The following is a 24,654-nucleotide window of genomic DNA, read 5'->3' on the forward strand; positions in this document are numbered from 1 at the left end:
GGATCGTGTTCCACAGGTGGAGCCCAGGTCTGCGGTGGCCGTCACATCGAGGGGCCGGCCCGACTTCCCTCACCGCGAACCATCGGATATTGTCATCGTCGCGGCGAGAGTTACCGGGCGGTAGGTTTCCCGCAGCCATCACCGAGAACCACGCGGCGGCGTTGTGGGCGGGGACGGGTCGGTTAGAGTGACCCCAACCACAAATGCCACCGGTTGGTGTGCGGTCACACCGTGGCCGCCTTCGGGGGCAGCGATCGTCTGGAGGAAGTTGTGGGTGTTGAGGTCAGTGTCGAGGGGCTCACGAAGTCGTTTGGTTCGCAGAATATTTGGCGTGATGTCACGCTGACCCTCCCTGAGGGTGAGGTGTCTGCGCTGCTCGGTCCGTCGGGTACCGGTAAGTCGGTGTTCTTGAAGACGTTGATCGGGTTGCTGCATCCCGAGCAGGGGTCGGTGATCGTCGATGGCACCGATATCACGCAGTGTTCGGCCAAAGAGCTCTATGAGATCCGCAAGCTGTTCGGTGTGCTGTTCCAGGATGGTGCCCTGTTCGGTTCGATGTCGTTGTTCGACAACATCGCGTTCCCGCTTCGTGAGCACACGAAGAAGAAGGAGAACGAGGTCCGCGACATCGTGATGGAGAAGATCGATCTGGTCGGTCTGACCGGTGCCGAGGACAAGCTTCCCGGTGAGATCTCCGGTGGTATGCGCAAGCGTGCCGGTCTGGCGCGCGCGTTGGTGCTCGATCCGCAGATCATTTTGTGTGACGAGCCGGATTCGGGTCTGGATCCGGTGCGTACCGCCTACATCAGCCAGTTGTTGATCGACATCAACGCCCAGATCGATGCGACGATCCTGATCGTGACGCACAACATCAACATCGCGCGCACGATCCCGGACAACATCGGCATGTTGTTCCGGAAGGAGCTGGTGATGTTCGGTCCGCGTGAGCAGTTGCTGACCTCGGAGCAGCCGGTGGTCAAGCAGTTCCTCTCCGGTGACCGGTTCGGTCCGATCGGTATGTCGGAGGAGAAGGACGAGGCCGTCCAGAAGCAGGAAGAGGCCATGCAGGCCGCGGGTATCTCCGGTGGTGGTACCAAGGAGGACTTCACCGAGATCATCCCGCAGGTCCAGCCCAATCCGGGTATGCCCGAACGCAAGGCGGTCGCCCGTCACCGTGAGCGCGTGCATGCGATGCTGCCCGGCCTGCCGCAGAACGCGCAGGAGGCCATCCGTCGCAGCCAGGAGCAGGAAGACCAGATCCGCGAGGAGAGCCGCGCCCACGCCGAGGATGTGGCGAACGGACGCCACAGCGGGGACAACGAGTGGACGAGCGCTTCCTCGGGGAACCTGGCCGTCGCCGACGCCAAGACCGACGTGATCGACTACGGCGGCAGCGATGCGCCGACAGAGCAGTGGCAGACGCCCGGTGGCGGCGACGCACTGACCAAGCCCAGTCATCGTGCTTCAGACGCAAACGAAGGGCGGACGATCCAGGGATGACCAATGCCACCACGCGTGGCGTCGACCGAATCGCGCAGGCCGGAACGGGCGCCCTAGCCCAGACCGGCAATATCGTTCAGCTCTTCGTCGATGTTGCACGCCAGACCTTTGTGCGCCCGTTTCAGTGGCGGGAGTTCATCCAGCAGGCGTGGTTCATCGCCAGTGTGACGATCCTGCCCACCGCCCTGATCGCGATTCCGTTCGGCGCGATCGTCTCCTTGCAGACGGGTTCGCTGATCAAACAACTCGGCGCCGAGTCGTACACCGGTGCGGCCAGCGTGTTGGTGGTCATCCAGCAGGGGTCACCACTCGTGACCTCGCTCCTCATCGCGGGTGCGGCCGGGTCGGCGGTTGCCGCCGACCTCGGTTCGCGCACCATCCGCGAGGAGATCGACGCGATGGAAGTGTTGGGCATCAACCCCATCCAGCGACTCGTGGTCCCGCGTGTGCTGGCCATGGTCCTGGTCGCGATACTGCTCAACGGTCTGGTCGCCGTCATCGGCATCGGTGGTGGTTACTTCTTCAACGTGGTGATGCAGGGCGGCACCCCGGGCGCCTACCTGGCGTCGTTCGGTGCCCTCGCCCAGCTGCCCGACCTCTGGGTGTCGACGCTGAAGGCCGCGGTCTTCGGTGTCCTCGCCGGCGTCGTCGCCGCCTACAAGGGCCTCAATCCCAAGGGCGGCCCGAAGGGTGTGGGTGACGCCGTCAACCAGAGCGTCGTCATCACATTCCTTCTGCTGTTTCTCGCCAATCTGATCATCACTGCGGTCTACCTGCAGATCGTCCCACCGAAGGGGAGCTAGTCGTGACCGATGGTGGCGGCGGCGTGACGATCGCCAAGAGCAGGCCCGAGTACTACATGTACGAGGCCCGCAAACAGCTGGGCAGACCACTCAAGGTGCTCGACGGCGCCGGTGAGCAGATGTCGTTCTACGGCCGCACGCTCGCGTGGATGCCGAAGACGCTGGTGCACTACACCCGTGAGGTCCTGCGCCTACTCGCCGAAGTTGCCTTCGGCTCGGGCGGACTCGCGGTGATCGGCGGCACCATCGGCGTGATGGTGCTGATGTCGGGCTTCACCGGCGTCGTCGTCGGCCTTCAGGGTTATGCGGCACTCGACCAGATCGGGTCGCAGGCACTGACCGGCTTCCTGTCGGCCTATGTCAACACCCGTGAGGTGGCGCCTCTGGTGGCGGGCCTCGCCCTGTCCGCGACCGTCGGCTGTGGCTTCACCGCCCAGCTCGGCGCCATGCGCATCTCGGAGGAGATCGACGCCCTCGAGACGATGGCCGTGCCGTCGATCCCGTTCCTCGTGTCGACGCGCGTGATCGCCGGGTTCATCGCGGTCATCCCGCTGTACGTGCTCGGTCTGCTGTCGGCGTACCTGGCGTCTCGGGTGGTCACGACGGTCTTCAATGGACAGTCAGGCGGTTCCTACGACCACTACTTCAACCTGTTCCTGCCGCCGGCCGACGTGCTCTGGTCGTTCGGCAAGGTGCTGGTCTTCGCCTTCGTGATCATCCTGGTGCACTGCTACTACGGCTACTACGCATCGGGTGGACCCGCAGGTGTGGGCGTGGCCGTCGGTCACGCGGTCCGCTCGGCACTGGTCCTCATCGCGATCCTCGACTTCTTCCTGGGACTCGCGATCTGGGGCACCACGACGACGGTCAGAGTGGGAGGTTAGCGGTGTCGGTCCTGCGTAGAAGGCTGCTCGGCCTGGTCTTCTTTCTCGTGGTCGCACTGTTCCTCACCGCGACCATCACCAAGTTCAACAAGACGTTCCAGGACTTCACCGACGTCACCCTGATGACCGACTCCACCGGCAACGCGCTGCCCGCGAACGCCGACGTGAAGGCGCGCGGCATGGTCGTCGGCGAGGTCCGTGAGGTGAAGCCGGCGCCCGACGGGTCGGTCGAGGTCATCCTCGGCCTCGACCCGAACAAGGCGAAGGAACTGTCGGACAAGACCACCGCGCGGATCCTGCCGAAGACGCTCTTCGGCGAGCGGTACGTGGCGCTGCAGGTCCCCGAGGACAACACCGGACCGACGCTGACCAACGGCGCGACCATCGAGACCGATCGCAGCGGCAACGCACTCGAGGTCCAGGAGTTGTTCGACAAGCTGCTTCCGGTCCTCGACGCCATCCCGCCGCAGGATCTCAACGCCACGCTGACCGCGCTGTCGAAGGCGTTGTCGGGCCGCGGTGAGCAGCTCGGCACGACGCTCGAAGAGCTCGACCAGATCTTCGTCGAGGTCAACAAGAACCTGCCCGACCTCGAGGGCACCCTCGAGGGCCTGGCGACCTTCTCGCAGACCTACTCGCAGGCGCTGCCCGACGTCGTCGACGCGCTGGACTCGTTCCGGACGACGTCGAACACCATCGTCGAACGGCAGGCAGATCTGCGGACGCTCATCGCGACCCTCGGTGTGGCATCCGACGACCTCACCGGCTGGCTGCGCCAGAACCGCACCGACCTGATCGACCTCGCTGTCGACTCGGAAGAGTTGCTCGTCGGACTCGCGAAGCAGTCGCCGACCTTCGTCTGCACGTTCCGCAACTTCGTGGGTCTGATCCCCGAGTCACGCAGAATCGTGGGCGAGGGCACCAAGAACCCGGGTGTGCGGGTGAACCTGCAGTTCATCAATCCTCGTGGCCGCTATCTACCGAACCAGGACGAACCCCGCTTCATGGATCTCGACCCACCCGCCGTCTGCTACGAGCCCCCCACCGACGGTCGCCCGTTCCCGCAGTATCCGGGTGGCAGTCTCGCCGACGGCAGCTACCAGCCGCCGTCACGCAACGCCGGTCCGCGCAACGTTCAGAAGCTGCCGCAGCCGCAGTTCAGCGGCGTGCCTGCCGGTACCGCATCGGTCCGGTCCAACCCGTTCGACGATCCGGACTACCGCAAGCAGCTGCAGGTCATCTACGGCGCCACGAGCGGCCGTTCGCCGGAGTCGGTGCCGACCTGGGTGACCATGATCGCCGGCGGTTCCCTCCAGGGAGCGCAGGTCGAGATCAAATGAGGTCGATAATCGCGCCCCTGGTCAAGCTGATCATCTTCGCGGTCGTCACCGTCGTGACGACCAGCCTGCTCGCGATCACCATCGCGAACGCCGGCGGCGGCGGAGACGCGAAGTTCAAGGCCGTCTTCGACGACGCCACCCTGCTGAACTCCGGCGACGACGTCCGCATCGCCGGCGTGCGAGTGGGACAGGTGGAGAAAGTCGAGGTCTACGACCGCAACCGGGCGATGGTCTCGTTCAACCTCGACCGCGACCGGTTGCCCGACGGGACCCAGCTCTACATCCGCTATCGCAACCTCACCGGCCTGCGGTATCTGGCGCTCGAACGCGGCGCCGGCGACCCGGCCCGGACCGTGTCGCAGGGTCACACGTTCGGGTTGGACGAGGACGACGACTCCACCCACCCGCCGGTCAACCTCACCGAGTTGTTCAACGGGTTCCGGCCGCTGTTCCAACAGCTGTCGGCCGACGACGTCAACAAGCTGACCTCCGAGATCATCGCGGTCTTCGACGGTCAGGGCGGCTCGATCACGCGGCTGGTCAGCGACACCGCGGACCTGACGAACGCGATCGCCGACAAGGACAAGGTGATCGGTGAGCTGATCGGCAACCTCACCAAGGTCCTCGACACGGTCAACCGCAACGACGAGCAGTTCACCAGCCTCCTCGACAACACCGAGAAGTTGGTGACCGGGCTTGCCGCGCAACGCGGTTCGGTAGGATCGGCGATCAGTTCCGTGTCGAATCTGACCTCGGTGACCGCGAACATCCTCGGTGCGACGCGCCCGTCGATCCAGGGCGACATCGCCGGACTGAAGTCGCTGTCCGACGAGATCAACAAGCGCAACGAGGACATCGAGGAGACGCTGACCAACCTCCCGGTCAAGCTGCGCAAGGTCGGCCGGGCCGCGACCTTCGGTTCCTGGTTCCAGTTCTATCTGTGCGGTATCGACGTCGTCGCCGGCAACGGCAAGTCGACGCTGCTGACACAGCCGCTGGTGCCGCTGCCCGACATCAATCACGTGCTCTACACCAGTGCGGCCACCCGTTGCTGGGCTGACGAGAAGCCAGGGGGGTGACCACGATGGCAGACGAGAACAACCGCGCCGACGACAACGGCGACGACGACGCCGCGAAGCAGCCGGCGCAGCACCCGCATCGCCGCTTCGGCGGACGACGCAGCCCGGTCAGCATCGGCGCCATCGGTGTCCTGATCCTCCTGATGCTCGGACTCAGTGCCTTCTACCTGACCGAGGTTCCGCTGCTGGGCGCCGGCGCCCGCTACACCGCGCAGTTCACCGAGGCCGCCGGACTCAGGGCGGGTAATGAGGTGCGCGTGGCAGGCGTCAAGGTCGGCGAGGTCGAGAGCGTGAAGCTCAACGGCGACCGCGTCGACGTCAGCTTCAAGGTGGAGAACACCTGGATCGGCGACCAGACACAGGCATCGATCCAGATCAAGACGATCCTGGGGCAGAAGTACCTGGGACTGAACCCGCGTGGCAGTGAACCGGCCGACCCCGACGTTCCGCTCACCGACACGGTCTCGCCCTACGACGTCATCGAGGCGTTCTCGGGTGCGGCGCAGCAGATCGAGGACTTCGACAACGATCAGCTGGCCGAGTCGATGCGCGTGCTGTCGGATGCCTTCTCCGGTACGGCCGGCAACACCGGACCCGCGCTCGACGGTCTCGCGCGGTTGTCCAACACGATCGCCAGCCGCGACCAGGAGGTGCAGAAGCTCCTCGCCGCGACCAAGGACACCTCGAAGCTCCTGGCCGATCGCAACGAGGAGTTCGTGCGCCTGATCGGCGGCGCGGGCCAGCTGCTCGACGAGTTGAACAACCGGCAGCAGTCCATCTCCGCTCTGCTGGCCAGCACGACGAGCCTCGGCGACTCGCTTACCGGCATCGTGCGCGACAACGAGGAGCAGATCGGCCCGGCGCTCGACGCGCTGAAGGGCGTGAACGAGCTGCTGCAGCGTCAGAACCAGAACATCCGCGACACGATCAAGAACATGGCGCCGTTCTACCGCCTGTACGCCAACGTCCTCGGCAACGGCCGTTGGTTCGATCAGGTCGTGGTGAACCTACTGCCGCCGGCGCTGCCGCAGCAGAACACCACACGGCCGCCGAACAAGATGGCGATGGAAAACAACGGCGGAACGGGGGCAGGCTGATGACCGCACCAGACCTGACACAGATCTCCGGCCCCGGCCGCTGGTTCACCCCGCGGCACATCGTCGCGCTCATCCTCGGGCTGATTCTCGCGCTCGTCGTCGCGGGCGCCCTGTGGTGGGTGTTCTCCGCGATCGGGACCACCAAGATCACCGCGACGTTCAAACGTTCGGTCGGCATCTATTCCGGTTCCGACGTCCGCATCCTCGGCGTGGCCGTGGGCAAGGTCGATTCGGTGACGCCGCAGGGTGAGACGGTGAAGGTGACCATGACGGTCGACCGCGGCATCACGCTGCCCGAGAACGTCCGTGCCGTGCAGATGATCCCATCGGTCGTCGCCGACCGTTTCGTGCAACTGACCCCGGCCTACTCGGGAGGCCCGAAGGCCGGTCGCGACATCACCCTGAACGAGGACCAGACCATGGTCCCGGTCGAGGTCGACGAGCTCTACGCCAGCGTCAAGGAACTGTCGGACGCCCTCGGGCCCGACGGCGCGAACAAGACCGACGGCACCGGACGCCAGGGCGCGGTGAGTGAACTCGTCGCGACGGGCGCCGAGAACCTCGCCGGCAACGGCGAGAAGCTCGGAAAGGCCATCGAGAACCTGTCGAAGGCCTCCACGACGCTGAGCGATTCGCGGAACAACCTCTTCGACACCGTCAAGGGCCTCAACACCTTCGTCGGCGCGCTGCGCGAGAACGACGCCCAGGTGCGGCAGTTCAACACCCAGATGGCGTCGTTCAACAGGTTCCTCGCGGGTGAGCGCGAACAACTCGCAGCCGCGCTGAACAAGTTGTCGATCGCGCTCGGGGATGTGGCCGGCTTCCTGGCCGACAACCGTGAGCAGATCGGGGAGACGGTCAAGGACCTGCAGCCGACCACGCAAGCGCTGCTCGATGAGAAGAACAACCTCAAAGAGGTCCTGACGGTCCTGCCGGTGGCCATGAACAACCTGATCAACGCCTACGACGCGGAGTCGGGAACGCTGGCCCTGCGTCTGACGATCCCGGAGCTGCAGGACCTGATCGGCGCGCAGTGCCGCCTGCTCGATCTGGGCGCGCTGATGCCGGGAAACCCGCAGTTCACGCAGTTCAGCAACACTCTGCGCCCGCTGATCAACCAATGTGAGGCCATCGGCAAGCAGATCACCGACGGGGTGCTCGAGCCGGTGTTACCGGTGCTGCCCTTCGGCATCATGAGCAACAACAAGCTGCAGAAGGCACCGGTTCCGGGCACGGTTCCGGGCAACCCCGACCCGCAGATCAACACGCCTGCACCGTCGGCGACGAAGACCCCGTCGACGAAGCCGTCACCGAGCTCGAGTGCCCCGCGACCCCGGGGAGGCAACTGATGAACCGACGCTCCGTACGGACCACCCTGGCCGGCGCCGCGCTCTCGCTGACCGTGATGGTGTCGGGCTGTATGTCCGGCGGCATCCAGTCGATCCCGCTGCCCGGCGGCGTCGACACCGGGAGCAGCCCGCGCACATACAAGATCCAGTTCGACGACGTGCTCGACCTGGTGCCGCAGTCGATGGTCAAACGCGACGGCATCCCCGTCGGGCGCGTCACCAAGGTCGAGGTGCCGAACGACGCCTGGTTCGCGCAGGTCACCGTCGAGGTCCAGAACGACGTCGACCTGTCCGACGAGGCGCAGGCCAGCGTCCAACAGACCTCGCTTCTCGGTGAGAAGTTCGTGTCGCTGAGCGATCCGGACAACAGCGCGAACGCGCCGCGGCAGAATCCCGCCGAGCCGATCCCGGTGGACCGCACGCGTACCGCGACCGACATCGAGCAGGTTCTCGGAGCCCTGGCGTTGCTGCTGACCGGCGGTGGCATCAACCAGCTGCAGCCGATCGTCTCGGAGCTGAACAAGACGCTCGGCGGCCGTACCGACGAGGTGCGCAGCCTGATCGATCAGACGGAGAAACTCATCGCGGGGCTCAATCGTCAGCGCGACGACATCGTCGCCGCGATCGACGGTCTCGCGGATCTGTCCGCACGGACCGAGAAGCAGACCGCACAGATCGACCGCATCCTCAAGCAGCTCCCCGAGGGCATCGAGGTGCTCGAGGAACAGCGACCGCAGTTCGTCGACCTGCTGACCAAGCTCGATCAGCTCGGTCAGGTCGGTACCGATGTGCTGGGCAAGTCCCGCACGGCGCTGATCAACGATCTCAAGGCGCTGCGGCCGATCCTGAGCGAGCTGACCAAGGCCGCACCGGACCTGATCACCGCGGCGCCGCTGATGCTGACGCTCCCGTTCCCGGACTGGGTCCTCCCGGCCTTCCACGGTGACTCGGCCAATCTGTTCATGACGCTGGACCTGCGCATCCTCAACCAGCTCGAGGCCCTCGGCGTCGGGCAGGGGACACCGAAGTACTCGCCGCCGGCCCGCGTGAAGGTGCCGGTCAATCCGCGCAACCCGTACTACAACGGCAACGGGCCGCGGTACGGCTGGCCGACGATCACGCTGCTCCCGCCGGCCCCGAACTCACGGCCGGGACCCAACACCCCACCGTCGGGTGGCACCTACCCGGCCTCGGCGCCCGTACCGGCGGCGCCCGGCCAGGGGGTTCTCGACAGCCCGCTCGCGGCCATGGGTCTGGCCCCCAAGTCCCAGGCCCCTGAGTCACCGACAGGAGCAGGACGATGATCGGCAAGCTCGTCAAGATCCAGCTGATCGCCTTCGTCATCGTCGGCCTCGTCGCACTGGCCTACGTCGGCGCGAAGTACGCACGGCTGGACAAGCTGGTCGGCGTCGGCATGTACACCGTCACCGCCGAGCTGCCCGCCTCCGGCGGCATCTTCACCAACGCCGAGGTCACCTACCTGGGTGTGCCGGTCGGCCGGGTCGGTGCGCTCGACCTCACCCAGGAGGGTGTCGACGTCAAGCTCGAGCTCGACTCGGGCGGACCGAAGATCCCGGCGTCGGCGGTGGCCGTGGTGGCATCGCGTTCGGCGATCGGTGAGCAGTACGTCGACCTGCAGCCGACCTCGGCGTCGGGGCCCTATCTCGAGAACGGCTCGACCATCCGGGAATCGCGGTTGCCCGAGCCGCTCGAGGACGTGGTCAAGTCCGCGGTCGACTTCACCTCGTCGATCCCGGTCGACGACCTGCACACCGTCATCACCGAACTGGGTAACGCATTCAACGGCCAGGGGGAGAACCTCACCCGGCTCGTCGATTCCCTCGGCAAGCTCTCGCGGGCCGGCGTCGACAACCTGAGCGAGGTGGTCGGGCTGATCCAGGATTCGAACGTCGTCCTGGCGACACAGGCCGACCAGTCCGACGCAATCCTCAGCTGGTCGCGCAACCTCGACCTGATCACCGCGACCCTGGCGTCGTCGGATCCGGATCTGCGCCGGCTGCTGACCACCGGCACCTTGTCGGCGACGCAGATCTCCGAGTTGATCCAGAAGAACGGCAACGACATCTCCAAGGTGGTGAAGGATCTCGCCGAGGTGGCGCGCACGATCGAGCCGGTCACCTACACGACGTCGATGACGTTCGCGATGCTGTCGGCACTGTCTGCGGGCAGTCACTCGCCGGCTCCCGGTGACGGTCAGATCCACTTCGGTATCGTCCTGGAGACCAACAACCCGGCCTCGTGTACCCGCGGTTACGAGGGGACCCAGGAGATCATCGCGGAGATGAAGCGCAAGAACCCGAACTTCGACGTCCACTACGACGAGTTCCCGTTCAACACCGAGGCCCGATGCAAGGTGCCGTTCGGGAACCCGACGGGTGTGCGCGGCGCCGACCGTGCGCAGTACGCCAACCCGGCGTACCCGCAGCCGTGGGACAACACGCCGAAGAAGGACCCGGACAAGCTGAACCTCAACCCGCTCGCCATGCAGCTCAGTGCGCTGCTCGGCGTGCGGCCCAAGTAACGACGCGCGGCCTGCCGAGCCCGACGCCCCGCCCAGCGCGGGCCGATCGGGACTTAGGCTGTGCTCAGGAGCGATCTATACAGTGTCTTCTGCTATGACTGGCACCTCGACAATCACCGGCCCCGAGACCCCGGATTCCTCGGGTTCGACGACGACCCGCGTGGGACTACTCGCGCTGTCCGTGGTCGCGGTGATCGCGGCACTCGTGTGCGTGGCGGTCTTCGGTGTCCAGGCCATGGGTGCGTACGCCACCAAGGACGCGCGCGACGAGGCGACCCAGGCAGCCGAGCAGGCCGTCCTGAACATCACCACGATCGACCCGGCGAACATCGACGACTTCCGTCAGCGCGCGGAGGGTTCGCTTACCGGCAAGGCCAAGCAAGAGGTCCTCGGCGACGCGACGGACGGCGATGAGAAGGCCGGCGACGAGAAGGCCGGCGAGACCGGCAACGTCCTCGACGTGCTCGCCGAGGCGGGGGAGAACACCGCGAAGCTCAGTGCGCGGCTGCTGCGCAGTGCGCCGAGCGAGGTCGACGACGAGGGTGGCAAGGCGAAGGTCCTCGTCTACGTCCTCACGACTCTCCAGCGCGCCGGGGAGCCGAACGTCGACCAGACGCGCGGCTTCCAGGTCAGCATGACCCGTGAGGGAGACACCTGGAAGGCCGAGAACGTCGCCGGTCTCGAGGGCATCGAGTACGCCGACGCCGGCCAGGCGCCCGCGACGGGAGGCGGAAACTGATGGCACCGACCCCGAACCAGCCCCCGCGCAAGCGACGTCCGACGCCGAAGGTCGCCGGACACACCCGTGCCGCGCGTTCGGACGCCGACGAGCTGGCCACCGAATCCGGTGTGTCCCTGTCGAAGTCCGACGACGCGGAAGTCTCCGTGCCCGCTGAGGAGCGAGGAGCGGAGACGCCGGGCCTCGAAGGGGCCGAACCCACCCCGCCCACGACCAGGACCCGCCCGGTGTCGCGGGTTTCGACCCTGCGTCCCAGCGGAACGCAGACAGGCGCGGACGGTCCGTCGTCGACCGGTTCTGGGCCGTCTCGGCCGGCCCCCGAGCGGGGACCGGCGAAGAAGCGCAATCCGCTGCTGTTGACCGCGATGCTGGCCGGGGTGGCCGTGCTGCTCGGCGTCGCCGCGGTGATCCTGGCCTTCCGGCCGGGCCTCGGGGAGAACCGGGCGTTCGTCGATCAGAGCGCCACCACCGAGCTCATCGGCCAGTCGCAGGAGCAGATCTGCGCGGTGTGGGGACACGAGCACACCGACCTCGACGGCTGGGCGAAACGCGCCCAGAACGCGCTCACCGGAGATGCGCGCAAGGAATTCGACGAGTCGCTGAAGACCCAGCGCGACCTGATCACCCAGACCAAGTCGGGAGCCGAATGCCGGGTCGACGCGGTCGGCGTCACCAACCTGTCCGGCGCAGGCGACGGCGCGCGTGCGACGGTCATCGCGAACCTCATCATCAGCGAGACACAGAACAGCATCGCCACCAACAGTCTCGCCCCGCGTGTCCAGTTCGCGATGGTCAAGGAGGGGGATACGTGGCGGATCCAGGGCGTCGAGCCCTTCTGATCGCCGCGTGAGCGCCAGGTAGACGGGTGACTCGCGGGACAAGTTGGCGAAATTGGCGCGTACCGCTTGACGTTTGGGCGTTGTCGGGCCAGGCTGTGACCAGCGGTCGACGTGCAGGCAGCCACCCGTGCGAAATCGCTTCTTGACGGGCTTGACAAAGTGCGTCTATTTTCTGCTACAGTTGGACGTTGCGCTGGCTGCCTCCTGTCCAATCAATCGATCCTTCTACGGCCACTCTTAGTTGTGTGTGCTGCGGTGATCGCCGATCTCAGGGTGTCACCAGCGAACGGCCCATCAAGCCACTGCACATCTAGGTTGTGAATAACGTCGTGTTGGAAGGACGCATCTTGGCAGTCAACCGCCAGTCCACCTCAACAATCCCCGGCGCGCCGCATCGCGCGTCGTTTGCAAAGATCAGCGAGCCGCTGGAGGTCCCGGGCCTCCTCGACCTCCAACTCGATTCGTTCGAATGGCTCGTCGGTTCGCCGGAGTGGCGCGCGAAGGCGATCGCCCGCGGCGACGAGAACCCGACGGGCGGGCTGGAGGACATCCTCCACGAGCTGTCCCCGATCGAGGACTTCTCCGGTTCGATGTCCCTGTCGTTCTCCGAGCCGCACTTCGACGAGGTCAAGGCCTCCGTCGAGGAGTGCAAGGACAAGGACATGACCTACGCGGCGCCGCTGTTCGTCACCGCGGAGTTCATCAACAACAACACCGGTGAGATCAAGTCGCAGACCGTCTTCATGGGCGACTTCCCGATCATGACCGAAAAGGGCAGCTTCATTATCAACGGCACCGAGCGTGTCGTGGTGAGCCAGCTGGTCCGCAGCCCCGGCGTGTACTTCGACGCGTCGATCGACAAGGCCACCGAGAAGACCCTGCACACCGTCAAGGTGATCCCGGGTCGCGGTGCGTGGCTGGAGTTCGACGTCGACAAGCGCGACACCGTGGGTGTGCGTATCGACCGCAAGCGCCGTCAGCCGGTCACCGTGCTGCTCAAGGCGCTGGGCTTCACCGCCGAGGAGATCACCGAGCGTTTCGGTTTCTCCGAGATCATGATGTCGACGCTGGAGAAGGACAACACCGGCAACCAGGACGAGGCGCTGCTGGAGGTCTACCGCAAGCTGCGTCCGGGTGAGCCGCCGACCAAGGAGTCCGCGGAGAATCTCCTGGAGAACCTGTTCTTCAAGGACAAGCGTTACGACCTCGCCCGCGTGGGCCGCTACAAGGTCAACAAGAAGCTGGGTCTGACCGGCAACCCGATGGTGGGCGAGTCCACCCTGACCCGCGAGGACATCATCGCGACCGTCGAGTACCTGGTGCGTCTGCACGAGGCCGACCCGCACACGACCACCTACATGACCGTGCCCGGTGGTGTGGAGGTGCCCGTCGAGGTCGACGACATCGATCACTTCGGCAACCGTCGCCTGCGGACCGTCGGCGAGCTGATCCAGAACCAGATCCGCGTGGGCCTCTCGCGTATGGAGCGTGTTGTGCGTGAGCGCATGACCACTCAGGACGTCGAGGCGATCACCCCGCAGACCCTGATCAACATCCGTCCCGTCGTGGCGGCGATCAAGGAGTTCTTCGGAACCAGCCAGCTGTCGCAGTTCATGGACCAGAACAACCCGCTGTCGGGTCTGACCCACAAGCGTCGTCTGTCGGCGCTGGGCCCGGGCGGTCTGAGCCGTGAGCGTGCCGGCCTCGAGGTGCGCGACGTGCACCCGTCGCACTACGGCCGCATGTGCCCGATCGAGACCCCTGAGGGTCCGAACATCGGTCTGATCGGTTCGCTGTCGGTGTACGCGCGGGTCAACCCGTTCGGATTCATCGAGACCCCGTACCGCAAGGTCGTCGACGGCGTCGTCTCCGATGACATCGAGTACATGACCGCCGACGAGGAGGACCGCTTCCTCATCGGTCAGGCGAACACCAACTTCGACGGCAGCGGACGCATCACCGATGAGCGTGTCCTGGTGCGCAAGAAGGGCTCCGAGGTGGAGTTCGTCGGCGCGACCGATGTCGAGTACCTCGACGTCTCGCCGCGTCAGATGGTGTCCGTCGCGACCGCGATGATCCCGTTCCTCGAGCACGACGACGCCAACCGCGCCCTGATGGGTGCGAACATGCAGCGTCAGGCCGTGCCGCTGGTGCGCAACGAGTCGCCGCTGGTCGGTACCGGCATGGAGCTGCGTGCCGCGGTCGACGCCGGTGATGTCATCGTGTCGTCGAAGACCGGTGTGGTGGAAGAGGTCTCGGCCGACTACATCACCGTCATGTCCGACGACGGCACCCGCGACACGTACCGGATGCGCAAGTTCGCGCGCTCCAACCACGGCACCTGCGCCAACCAGCGTCCGATCGTGGACGAGGGTCAGCGCGTGGAGTCCGGCCAGGTCCTCGCCGACGGCCCCTGCACCGAGAACGGTGAGATGGCGCTCGGCAAGAACCTGCTCGTGGCGATCATGCCGTGGGAGGGCCACAACTACGAGGACGCGATCATCCTGAGCCAGCGGCTCGTGGAGGAGGACGTGCTCACCTCGATCCACATCGAGGAGCACGAGATCGACGCCCGCGACACCAAGCTCGGTGCCGAGGAGATCACCCGGGACATCCCGAACGTCTCCGACGAGGTCCTCGCCGATCTCGACGAGCGCGGCATCGTGCGCATCGGTGCCGAGGTCCGCGACGGCGACATCCTGGTCGGCAAGGTCACCCCGAAGGGTGAGACCGAGCTGACCCCGGAAGAGCGTCTGCTGCGTGCCATCTTCGGTGAGAAGGCCCGTGAGGTCCGCGACACGTCGCTGAAGGTGCCGCACGGCGAGACCGGCAAGGTCATCGGCGTGCGCGTGTTCAGCCGCGAGGACGACGACGACCTGGCTCCCGGCGTCAACGAGCTGGTCCGCGTGTACGTGGCCCAGAAGCGCAAGATCCAGGACGGCGACAAGCTCGCCGGTCGTCACGGCAACAAGGGCGTCATCGGCAAGATCCTCCCGCAGGAGGACATGCCGTTCCTGCCCGACGGCACCCCCGTCGACATCATCCTCAACACCCACGGTGTGCCGCGGCGTATGAACATCGGCCAGATCCTGGAGACCCACCTCGGGTGGGTGGCCAAGGCCGGCTGGAACATCAACGTCGCCGAGGGTGTGCCGGAGTGGGCGTCGCGTCTGCCCGAGGACATGTACTCGGCCGAGCCCGACACCAACACCGCCACCCCGGTGTTCGACGGCGCCCGCGAGGAGGAGCTGACCGGACTGCTGTCCTCGACGCTGCCGAACCGCGACGGTGAGGTCATGGTCAACGGCGACGGCAAGGCGACGCTGTTCGACGGTCGTTCCGGCGAGCCGTTCCCGTACCCGGTGTCGGTCGGCTACATGTACATCATCAAGCTGCACCACCTGGTCGACGACAAGATCCACGCTCGTTCGACCGGCCCGTACTCGATGATCACCCAGCAGCCGCTGGGCGGTAAGGCGCAGTTCGGTGGTCAGCGCTTCGGTGAGATGGAGTGTTGGGCCATGCAGGCCTACGGTGCCGCGTACACGCTGCAGGAACTGCTGACCATCAAGTCGGACGACGTGGTGGGCCGCGTCAAGGTCTACGAGGCGATCGTCAAGGGCGAGAACATCCCGGAGCCGGGTATCCCCGAGTCGTTCAAGGTGCTGCTGAAGGAGCTTCAGTCGCTGTGCCTGAACATCGAGGTGCTCAGCTCCGACGGTGCCGCCATCGAGATGCACGACACCGACGACGAGGACCTGGAGCGCGCCGCTGCCAACCTCGGCATCAACCTGTCGCGCAACGAGTCGGCCACCGTCGACGATCTCGCCAACTGATCTGACCCTCACCCGGCCGGGTTTCGCCCCGGCCACTGACAACAGAGCTCTGGAAAGGTAACAAGTGCTCGACGTCAACTTTTTCGACGAACTGAAGATCGGCCTGGCCACGGCCGACGACATCCACAACTGGTCATACGGTGAGGTCAAGAAGCCGGAGACGATCAACTACCGCACGCTCAAGCCGGAGAAGGACGGCCTGTTCTGCGAGAAGATCTTCGGCCCGACCCGCGACTGGGAGTGCTACTGCGGCAAGTACAAGCGCGTCCGCTTCAAGGGCATCATCTGTGAGCGCTGCGGCGTCGAGGTGACCAAGGCCAAGGTGCGCCGTGAGCGCATGGGCCACATCGAGCTGGCCGCCCCGGTCACGCACATCTGGTACTTCAAGGGTGTGCCGAGCCGGCTGGGCTACCTGCTCGACCTGGCGCCGAAGGATCTCGAGAAGATCATCTACTTCGCCGCCTACGTGATCACCGCGGTCGACGACGAGCTCCGTCACAACGAGCTCTCGACGCTCGAGGCCGAGATGGAGGTCGAGAAGAAGGCTGTCGCCGATCAGCGCGACGTCGACCTCAACGAGCGTCAGCAGAAGCTCGAGCAGGATCTCGCCGAGCTGGAGGCCGAGGGTGCCAAGGCCGACGTGCGCCGCAAGGTGCGCGACGGTGCCGACCGCGAGATGCGTCGTATGCGCGACGCCGCCCAGCGTGAGCTCGACGGTCTCGAGGAGATCTGGGACAAGTTCGTCAAGCTCGCCCCGGGCGACCTCATCATCGACGAGAAGCTCTACCGTCAGCTCGAAGAGCGCTACGGCGAGTACTTCCAGGGTTCGATGGGTGCCGAGGCGATCAAGAAGCTCCTGGAGACCTTCGACATCGACGCCGAGGCCGAGTCGCTGCGCGAGACCATCCGCAGCGGCAAGGGCCAGAAGAAGCTGCGCGCGCTCAAGCGGCTCAAGGTCGTCGCGGCGTTCCAGCAGTCGGGCAACTCGCCGCTGGGCATGGTTCTCGACGCCGTTCCGGTGATCCCGCCGGAGCTGCGTCCGATGGTGCAGCTCGACGGTGGCCGCTTCGCGACCTCCGACCTGAACGACCTGTACCGCCGCGTCATCAACCGCAACAACCGCCTCAAGCGACTGATCGATCTGGGTGCTCCCGAGATCATCGTCAACAACGAGAAGCGGATGCTGCAGGAGTCGGTCGACGCCCTGTTCGACAACGGTCGTCGTGGCCGTCCGGTCACCGGGCCGGGCAACCGCCCGCTGAAGTCGTTGAGCGATCTGCTCAAGGGCAAGCAGGGTCGTTTCCGTCAGAACCTGCTCGGCAAGCGCGTCGACTACTCGGGCCGTTCGGTCATCGTGGTCGGTCCGCAGCTCAAGCTGCACCAGTGCGGTCTGCCGAAGCTGATGGCTCTCGAGCTGTTCAAGCCGTTCGTGATGAAGCGTCTGGTCGACCTGAACCAGGCGCAGAACATCAAGTCGGCCAAGCGCATGGTCGAGCGTCAGCGCCCGGCGGTGTGGGACGTCCTCGAAGAGGTCATCGCCGAGCACCCGGTTCTGCTGAACCGTGCACCGACGCTGCACCGCCTCGGCATCCAGGCCTTCGAGCCGCAGCTGGTGGAGGGCAAGGCCATTCAGCTCCACCCGCTGGTGTGTGAGGCCTTCAACGCCGACTTCGACGGTGACCAGATGGCCGTGCACCTCCCGCTGTCGGCGGAGGCGCAGGCCGAGGCGCGCATCCTGATGCTGTCGTCGAACAACATCCTGTCGCCGGCGTCGGGCCGTCCGCTCGCCATGCCGCGTCTGGACATGGTGACCGGTCTGTACTACCTGACCACCCTCAAGGAGGGTGCGGCGGGCGAGTACACCCCGGCGAACGGCGACGACGTCGAGCGTGGTGTCTACTCGACCCCGGCCGAGGCCATCATGGCCGTCGACCGCGGTGTGCTGACCGTGCAGTCGCGCATCAAGGTGCGTCTGACCGACCAGCGTCCGCCGGCCGACATCGAGGCCGAGCAGTTCCCCGACGGCTGGAAGTACGGCTCGCCGTGGGACATCGAGACCACGCTGGGCCGGGTGCTGTTCAACGAGCTGCTGCCGATCGAGTACCCGTTCGTCAACGAGCAGATGCCGAAGAAGCGTCAGGCCGTGATCATCAACGATCTCGCCGAGCGCTACCCGATGATCGTGGTCGCCCAGACCGTCGACAAGCTGAAGGACGTCGGCTTCTACTGGGCCACCCGTTCGGGCGTCACGGTCTCGATGGCCGACGTGCTGGTGCCGCCGCAGAAGGCGGAGATCCTCGACAAGTACGAGGAGCGGGCCGACGGTCTGGAGCGCAAGTTCCAGCGCGGTGCCCTCACCCCGGACGAGCGTCGTGACTCCCTCGTGGAGATCTGGAAGCAGGCGACCGAAGAGGTCGGCGCGGCCATGGAGGCGCACTACCCGGACGACAACCCGATCCCGATGATCGTGAAGTCGGGTGCGGCGGGCAACATGACCCAGATCCGCTCGCTGGCGGGCATGAAGGGTCTGGTGACCAACCCGAAGGGTGAGTTCATCCCGCGTCCGATCAAGTCCTCGTTCCGCGAGGGCCTGACCGTGGCCGAGTACTTCATCAACACGCACGGTGCCCGCAAGGGTCTGGCCGACACCGCGCTTCGTACCGCCGACTCGGGTTACCTGACCCGTCGTCTGGTGGACGTGTCGCAGGACGTCATCGTGCGCGAGACCGACTGTGGCACCGAGCGTGGCATCACCACGACCATCGCCGAGAAGCAGGCCGACGGCACGCTCATCCGTGACGCGCACGTCGAGACCTCGACCTACGCCCGCACGCTGGCGCAGGACGCGGTCGACGCCGACGGCAACGTCATCGTCGAGCGCGGTCACGACCTGGGCGACCCGGCCATCGAGGCCCTGCTCGCCGCCGGCATCACGCAGGTGAAGGTCCGCTCGGTCCTGACCTGTGGGACCGGCACCGGTGTGTGTGCGATGTGCTACGGCCGTTCGATGGCCACCGGCAAGCTCGTCGACATCGGCGAGGCCGTCGGTATCATCGCGGCCCAGTCGATCGGTGAGCCCGGTACCCAGCTGACGATGCGTACGTTCCACCAGGGTGGCGTCGGTGACGACATCACCGGTGGTCTGCCGCGTGTCCAGGAGCTCTTCGAGGCCCGCGTCCCCAAGGGCGTCGCGCCGATCGCGGAGGTCTCCGGCCGGGTGCGTCTCGAAGACGACGACCGCTTCTACAAGATCACCCTCATCCCGGACGATGGTTCGGAAGAGGTTGTCATCGACAAGATCTCGAAGCGTCAGCGTCTGCGCGTGTTCAAGCACGACGACGGTTCCGAGCGGCTCCTCGCCGACGGTGACCACGTCGAGGTCGGCCAGCAGCTCATGGAGGGCTCGGCCAACCCGCACGAGGTGCTCCGTGTCATGGGTCCCCGTCAGGTGCAGATCCACCTGGTCAACGAGGTCCAGGAGGTCTACCGCAGCCAGGGTGTGTCGATCCACGACAAGCACATCGAGACCATCGTGCGTCAGATGCTGCGTCGCGTGACGATCATCGACCACGGTTCGACCGAGTTCCTGCCCGGTTCGCTCGTCGAGCGCGCCGAGTTCGAGGCGGCCAACCGTCAGGTCGTGACCGAGGGTGGCGAGCCCGCTGCCGGACGTCCGGTGCTGATGGGTATCACCAAGGCCTCGCTGGCGACCGAGTCGTGGCTGTCGGCGGCGTCGTTCCAGGAGACCACGCGTGTCCTGACCGACGCGGCGATCAACAGCCGCAGCGACAAGCTGATCGGTCTGAAGGAGAACGTGATCATCGGTAAGTTGATCCCGGCCGGTACCGGTATCAACCGCTACCGCAACATCCAGGTTCAGCCGACCGAGGAAGCTCGTGCCGCGGCGTACGCGGTGCCGTCCTACGACGACACCTACTACAGCCCGGACGGCACCTTCGGTGCTCCGGCCGGCGCTGCGGTGCCGCTGGACGACTACGGGTTCTCCAACGACTACCGGTAGGCGCTAGGACAAGACGACGCGGCCCCCGCACTCATCGCGAGTGCGGGGGCCGCGTCGTTTCTAGGGAACGGGAAGAGTTGTGACGGTGCGGGTTTTGAGCAGCAGGTCGTAGTAACGGCCGCCGGGGTAGTAGGTCGGGGTCGCGGTGTCGGCCACCATGTCCGACGACCAGCCAGTGGCGAGTGCGCGGATGACCCGTCCGTTGCGGGGACGCGGCACCGCAAGCTCGGACAGTTCGCCGATCAGGTCGGTCGACTCGCCTTCGGCGTCGATGTGGATTCCGGTCACCAGGCGCGAGCCGAGAAACTCCTGCCGCGTTGTCTCCTGCAGGACGGACACGCCTTGCCCGAAGTTGTTGGATACCGACGGTTGCGAGGCGATCACGCGAATCTGCAGCCCGGCGGCACTGAGAGATGCTGCGGCGGTGGCGAAGTTGACGCCGAAGAACGAGTTGACGGGGTCGAACAGCATGAGGCCGGCCAGGCGTCGGTAGGCGACGGGGTCGGCACGGCGGAGTGCGTCGGCCGCCACGACGACGAACTCGCCGCCGGCCGAGTGTCCGGAGAAGATCATCCGATACGGCATCGTCACGTCGGGGCGGTGGGCGGAATCGCGTGCTTTGCGAAGGCTTGTCGCGAGCGGACTGCCTCTGTCGCGGCCGGCACCGAAGACCCCGCCGATGGTCCGCGCGAACGCGGCGTTGTCGGCGATGTTGTAGGCGACGGCGCACCCGCCGAGGTTGACCGAGTCCAGCGTCGGGCTCACGACGAGGAACCCGGCTTTCGCATACGCGCGGGCCATGGCGTCGAGGTTGGCCGCCGTGCGGGAGAAGCCGTGCTGCAACCACACGATCGCCGAGGGTTCACCGGGCGGGAAGTACCACCGGGCCGCGACCCGGACGGGCTTGCCCGCACATTCGGTGGCGATGTCGGACCACGACACGGCCGCCGGCGCTGCTGTCACTGCCGACGGTGTCACACCGACGAACACCACGATCGCGGCAACAACCGCGATGCACCAGCGGAACAATCTTCCCGACATCCGGCAAGTCTAGGACCGGCCAGATGCCACGGTGCGCGGTTTCAGGGAGCGCGACCCCCTCCGGCCTCCGCTCCCTCTAACCCGAGAGAACCGCATAACCATTGCTCCCTGAGGTGCGAGGAGCGCAAGCCGCCGGGCCGAGCAGGCGACGAAGGAGCGCGTCGAGGTCGACGAGCCACGAAGGGCCTGGTGAGGCACCTTGCGAGCCCCTTCGTGGCTCGCTTCGCTCGCACCTCAGGGAGCATGGAGTTCAGACGCTCACGAATGTACTTTCGAAGTTCGCGACGGCCATCCCTCTGCTCCCTGAGGAGCGCCCGGAGCTTGCGGAGGGCGCGTCACGAAGGGTCACAGCCTGCGCTTGACCAACTTCCCGGTCGGCGTGCGCGGCAACGTGTCCCGGAAGATGACCTCGCGCGGCAGCTTGAACTTCGCGATCCGCGGTCGGAGGTGATCCAACAATGCATCGGCGAGCTCGTCGCCGGCGTCCTGCCCCGAGACCGGTTGCACGACCGCCGTCACCCGCTCGCCGAGATCGGGGTCGGGTACGCCGATGACCGCGGCGTCGAGCACCGACGGGTGGGCGAGGAGTGCATCCTCGATCTCCCGCGGGTAGATGTTCACCCCGCCGGAGATGATCAGGAACGAGTCGCGGTCGGTGAGGAACAGGTGGCCATCGTCGTCGACGTAACCGACATCGCCGGTGGTCGTCCATGTCGGATGCTCGGGATGCTGTGCGCCACTGGTCTTCTCGGGGTCATTGTGGTACTCGAACGGCAGCCGGTCGCGCTCGAAGTAGATCGTGCCGATCGTTCCCGGCGGCACCTCGGTGCCCTCGGGATCGCAGACCCGGATCGTGCCGAGGACGGCGCGCCCCACCGTGCCCGGGTACTCCAGCCACTCCGGGGTGTCGACGATGGTGAGACCGTTGAGCTCGGTGGACGAGTAGTACTCGGACAGGATCGGACCCCACCAGTTGATCATGGCCCGTTTGACGTCGACGGGACACGGCGCGGCGGCGTGCACCGCGACCTTCAGGCTCGACGTGTCGTACCGGGCCCGCACCTCCTCGGGAAGTCGGAGCATGCGCACGAACATCGTCGGCACCCACTGGCTATAGGTGACGCGGTGTTCCTCGATGAGGGCCAGCGCCCGTTCCGCGTCGAACCGCTCCATCACCACCACCGTGCCGCCAAGCGCCTGCACCGAGGCGCAGGTGCGAAGCGGCGCAGCGTGATACAGCGGTGCCGGCGACAGGTAGACGGTGTCGGGACCGACGCCCCACACGGACTGGTTCATCGCGATCATGGTGTCGCCGGGCTCGTCGACCTGCCGGTTCGGCAGTTCGGGTTTGATGCCCTTCGGTCGTCCGGTGGTGCCGGACGAGTAGAGCATGTCCGCGCCTCGCGGCTGGTCGGCGAGCGGTTCGGTCGACTGCGTCGCCGCGGCGGCGTCGAGGTCCTCGTGACCCTCGATCCGGCCGGAGTAGGCGAAACGTGTCTCGACGCCGGGGGTGAGCGGGACCAGCTCGGCGCCGAGGTCGGCGAGAGCGGCGTCGACGATGAGGGCCTTCGCGCCGCAGTCGGTGACGATGTAGGCGCTCTCGGCGGCGGTGAGGTGCCAGTTCACCATGGTCAGGTAGAGGCCCGAACGCATTGCCGCCCAATAGATGTCGAAGATCCGCGCGGTGTTGGTGGCGAGCACCGCGAGGTGGTCGCCTGGCCGTAGGCCGCGGTCGGCCAGGGCCCGGGCGACCTGGACCGACCGGGTCTCCAACTGGGTGAACGTCACCGTCTCACTCCCGTCGGCCATGATGACCGCGGGATCGTGCGGGCGGGTGGAGAGATGAGCTCCGGGGTACATCAACACTCCTCGTGCATGAGTGGGGCGAGTCGTTCTAGTACAGGTAGTCCTCGCCGCTGGCGCGCACGGTGACATCGGAAAGGCTGATGCCCCAGGGCTGGTCGATGACGTGGACGACGGCGTCGGCGAGATCCTCGGGCTTGATCAGCCAGTACTTGATGGAGTCGACGTCGGTGAGTTCGGCGGGCAGGTCGTCGTTCAGAAGGGCCGTGACGTGCTCGCCGTAAGAGGCGGCGCGCTGGCCGACGAGGCCCATGATCGCGGTGTCGTTGACGATCCAGCTGGCGAGGTTGGTGCCGGTGATGCCGGTCGGCTTGACGGTGGTGACCTTGATCTTGCCCTTGGCCTCGATGCGCAATGAGTCCGAGATGGTGGTGACCGCGGCCTTGGTCGCGCTGTACACGCCCGAACCCTCGATGCCGGCATTGCCGTAGATCGACGAGATGTTGACGACCTGGCCGCGACCCTGCGCGATCATCTGGTCGTAGACCGCGGAGATGCCGTTGACGACGCCCTTGATGTTGATGTCGATGGCGGCGTGCCACTTCTGCCAGGCGCGGGCGTGGTCGGCGAAGTAGGCGAGCGGCATGACGCCGGCGTTGTTGACGAGGACGTCGATGGCGCCGAAGTGCTCCACGGTGGCGTTCGCCGCCGCGGCGACCTGCTCCATGTCGGTGACGTCGGCGACCTGGGCGAGCGCCGAACCACCGGCCGCGCGGATGCCCTCGACGACGGCGTTGACGTTGTCGGCGTTGACGTCGACTCCGACGACGTGCGCGCCGGCGGCCGCGGTCTTCTCCGCGATCAGCTTGCCGAAGCCGCTTCCGGCGCCGGTGATGACGATGACCTTGTCCTTCAGGTACTCGGACATGGGGGTACTCCGTTTCTGTTCTGGGTGAGACGAATTGAGTGAGTTCAGACGATGTCGACGGCGTCGAGGACGCCGGCGACGCGCTGTCGGTCGCCGCTGACGATGACCGCCGACCGCCAGGCGCTGCGGGTGGTGCCCCAGCGCAGGAAGTCGGTGGCCGAGGAGGTGGCGACGTCGGCCGGCAGGTCGGCGGTCTCGCGCACGGTGACGATCGTGCCCGCGGTGTCCCGGTCGAGGACGAACGAGCGATCCGTCGCGCCGGTGAGCCGCAGGCCGATCGGTCGCTCGAGTGTGGGATACAGTGCCGCACAGTTCATCTGGGGCAGCCCGGCGATCATCCAGTCGATGGCGGGATCGATGGCCGCGCTCACCGACACCTCAGCGGCGTCCAGTGGTCCGAACGGCTGCATCAGGTCGCTGGTGAGGTGCACGAGGTGGTCGAAGGCGACGGCGTCGCTCAGCTGGCGCAACCGGTAGGTGCCCAGGTCGAGCATGTCCAGCGGCTGGTCACGAAGGTCCTCGCCCTGCAACGCGGCCAGGGTCGCGAGGCCGGCCTCGGACTGCGCGCGGTAATACTCGACAGCCTGTTCCGACGACCAGTCGGCCCGCTCGCGTACCGCGGCGTCGTTGAGTCGCTCGGACTTTCCGCTCGGATTGTCGGGGAAGACCAGGTCGGGGTCGGCGATGAAGTTGAAGAAGAAGCCCATGTGGGTGACGACGTCGTGCACGCGCCACCCGTGACAGGCGCTGTCGGCCGCCCAGTCGGCGGGCGTGAGCCGGTCGAGCAGGGCGAGGGTGTCGTTCACCAGTGCCTTGGCAGCGGTGACTCCGGCATCGGACATGGCCGATCGCC

General features: G+C 66.2%; 17 protein-coding genes. 13 read left to right on the forward strand and 4 right to left on the reverse strand.

The features are described from left to right. Positions 1-270 precede the first annotated feature (270 nt). From KB201_RS04920 to KB201_RS04980, 13 genes are all read left to right on the forward strand, one after another. Entirely contained in the window at positions 271-1,500 is a 1,230-nt protein-coding gene (locus tag KB201_RS04920) for an ABC transporter ATP-binding protein (RefSeq protein WP_005199659.1), read from the forward strand. Further along, complete coding sequence (locus KB201_RS04925) at positions 1,497-2,303, forward strand: ABC transporter permease (protein ID WP_005199661.1); 807 nt, start codon at positions 1,497-1,499, stop codon at positions 2,301-2,303. Before KB201_RS04920 ends, KB201_RS04925 begins: the two co-directional genes overlap by 4 nt. Before the next feature lie 56 nt (positions 2,304-2,359). Continuing rightward, a complete protein-coding gene (locus tag KB201_RS04930) occupies positions 2,360-3,187 on the forward strand; it encodes an ABC transporter permease (RefSeq protein WP_081598192.1) in 828 nt (275 codons plus the stop codon). Positions 3,188-3,189: 2 nt separating this feature from the next. Continuing rightward, positions 3,190-4,527 (forward strand): MCE family protein, encoded by a 1,338-nt coding sequence (locus KB201_RS04935; protein ID WP_005199664.1) that lies wholly within the window; start codon positions 3,190-3,192, stop codon positions 4,525-4,527. Then, positions 4,524-5,606 (forward strand): MCE family protein, encoded by a 1,083-nt coding sequence (locus tag KB201_RS04940; protein WP_005199666.1) that lies wholly within the window; start codon positions 4,524-4,526, stop codon positions 5,604-5,606. Before KB201_RS04935 ends, KB201_RS04940 begins: the two co-directional genes overlap by 4 nt. 5 nt (positions 5,607-5,611) lie before the next feature. After that, positions 5,612-6,703, forward strand: coding sequence for an MCE family protein (locus tag KB201_RS04945; protein WP_039880842.1), 1,092 nt, complete (start codon positions 5,612-5,614; stop codon positions 6,701-6,703). Then, positions 6,703-8,052: an MCE family protein gene (locus KB201_RS04950; protein ID WP_005199668.1), complete on the forward strand. Its 1,350-nt coding sequence runs from the start codon at positions 6,703-6,705 to the stop codon at positions 8,050-8,052. Before KB201_RS04945 ends, KB201_RS04950 begins: the two co-directional genes overlap by 1 nt. Then, positions 8,052-9,356, forward strand: coding sequence for an MCE family protein (locus KB201_RS04955; RefSeq protein WP_005199669.1), 1,305 nt, complete (start codon positions 8,052-8,054; stop codon positions 9,354-9,356). The genes KB201_RS04950 and KB201_RS04955 overlap by 1 nt, the downstream gene beginning before the upstream one ends. After that, a complete protein-coding gene (locus KB201_RS04960) occupies positions 9,353-10,594 on the forward strand; it encodes an MCE family protein (RefSeq protein ID WP_005199670.1) in 1,242 nt (413 codons plus the stop codon). The genes KB201_RS04955 and KB201_RS04960 overlap by 4 nt, the downstream gene beginning before the upstream one ends. A 94-nt stretch (positions 10,595-10,688) precedes the next feature. Further along, positions 10,689-11,333, forward strand: coding sequence for a hypothetical protein (locus KB201_RS04965; RefSeq protein WP_210735179.1), 645 nt, complete (start codon positions 10,689-10,691; stop codon positions 11,331-11,333). Next, the gene (locus KB201_RS04970; protein WP_005199672.1) at positions 11,333-12,172 is read left to right on the forward strand and encodes a hypothetical protein; all 840 of its coding nucleotides are present in this window, start codon (positions 11,333-11,335) and stop codon (positions 12,170-12,172) included. Before KB201_RS04965 ends, KB201_RS04970 begins: the two co-directional genes overlap by 1 nt. 329 nt (positions 12,173-12,501) lie before the next feature. Next, complete coding sequence (locus KB201_RS04975; protein WP_211538506.1) at positions 12,502-16,008, forward strand: DNA-directed RNA polymerase subunit beta; 3,507 nt, start codon at positions 12,502-12,504, stop codon at positions 16,006-16,008. A gap of 64 nt (positions 16,009-16,072) precedes the next feature. Next, positions 16,073-20,029 carry a DNA-directed RNA polymerase subunit beta' gene (locus tag KB201_RS04980; RefSeq protein ID WP_058253299.1) on the forward strand — a complete coding sequence of 1,319 codons (3,957 nt, stop codon included), beginning with the start codon at positions 16,073-16,075 and terminating at the stop codon, positions 20,027-20,029. A 60-nt stretch (positions 20,030-20,089) separates the two neighbouring features. On the opposite strand, the gene KB201_RS04985 is transcribed toward KB201_RS04980, so the two are convergent. From KB201_RS04985 to KB201_RS05000, 4 genes are all read right to left on the reverse strand, one after another. Beyond that, entirely contained in the window at positions 20,090-21,070 is a 981-nt protein-coding gene (locus tag KB201_RS04985; protein ID WP_137809772.1) for an alpha/beta hydrolase, read from the reverse strand. A gap of 345 nt (positions 21,071-21,415) precedes the next feature. Beyond that, entirely contained in the window at positions 21,416-22,930 is a 1,515-nt protein-coding gene (locus KB201_RS04990) for an acyl-CoA synthetase (protein ID WP_211538507.1), read from the reverse strand. Positions 22,931-22,964: 34 nt separating this feature from the next. Beyond that, on the reverse strand, positions 22,965-23,801 hold the full coding sequence (locus KB201_RS04995) for an SDR family oxidoreductase (protein WP_065629274.1): 837 nt from the start codon (positions 23,799-23,801) through the stop codon (positions 22,965-22,967). 44 nt (positions 23,802-23,845) lie between these two features. Continuing rightward, the gene (locus tag KB201_RS05000) at positions 23,846-24,643 is read right to left on the reverse strand and encodes a maleylpyruvate isomerase N-terminal domain-containing protein (protein WP_211538508.1); all 798 of its coding nucleotides are present in this window, start codon (positions 24,641-24,643) and stop codon (positions 23,846-23,848) included. Positions 24,644-24,654 lie beyond the last annotated feature (11 nt).

This window comes from Gordonia sp. SCSIO 19800 (genome assembly GCF_018132775.1).
Classification (GTDB): Bacteria; Actinomycetota; Actinomycetes; order Mycobacteriales; family Mycobacteriaceae; genus Gordonia; species Gordonia hongkongensis.

Coding starts and splice junctions, on each gene's coding strand:
- KB201_RS05000 (WP_211538508.1), bottom strand. CDS start 24,643: ATGTCCGATGCCGGAGTCACCGCTGCCAAGGCACTGGTGAACGACACC.
- KB201_RS04955 (WP_005199669.1), top strand. CDS start 8,052: ATGAACCGACGCTCCGTACGGACCACCCTGGCCGGCGCCGCGCTCTCG.
- KB201_RS04985 (WP_137809772.1), bottom strand. CDS start 21,070: ATGTCGGGAAGATTGTTCCGCTGGTGCATCGCGGTTGTTGCCGCGATC.
- KB201_RS04945 (WP_039880842.1), top strand. CDS start 5,612: ATGGCAGACGAGAACAACCGCGCCGACGACAACGGCGACGACGACGCC.
- KB201_RS04930 (WP_081598192.1), top strand. CDS start 2,360: ATGTACGAGGCCCGCAAACAGCTGGGCAGACCACTCAAGGTGCTCGAC.
- KB201_RS04995 (WP_065629274.1), bottom strand. CDS start 23,801: ATGTCCGAGTACCTGAAGGACAAGGTCATCGTCATCACCGGCGCCGGA.
- KB201_RS04970 (WP_005199672.1), top strand. CDS start 11,333: ATGGCACCGACCCCGAACCAGCCCCCGCGCAAGCGACGTCCGACGCCG.
- KB201_RS04950 (WP_005199668.1), top strand. CDS start 6,703: ATGACCGCACCAGACCTGACACAGATCTCCGGCCCCGGCCGCTGGTTC.
- KB201_RS04990 (WP_211538507.1), bottom strand. CDS start 22,930: ATGTACCCCGGAGCTCATCTCTCCACCCGCCCGCACGATCCCGCGGTC.
- KB201_RS04965 (WP_210735179.1), top strand. CDS start 10,689: ATGACTGGCACCTCGACAATCACCGGCCCCGAGACCCCGGATTCCTCG.
- KB201_RS04940 (WP_005199666.1), top strand. CDS start 4,524: ATGAGGTCGATAATCGCGCCCCTGGTCAAGCTGATCATCTTCGCGGTC.
- KB201_RS04960 (WP_005199670.1), top strand. CDS start 9,353: ATGATCGGCAAGCTCGTCAAGATCCAGCTGATCGCCTTCGTCATCGTC.
- KB201_RS04925 (WP_005199661.1), top strand. CDS start 1,497: ATGACCAATGCCACCACGCGTGGCGTCGACCGAATCGCGCAGGCCGGA.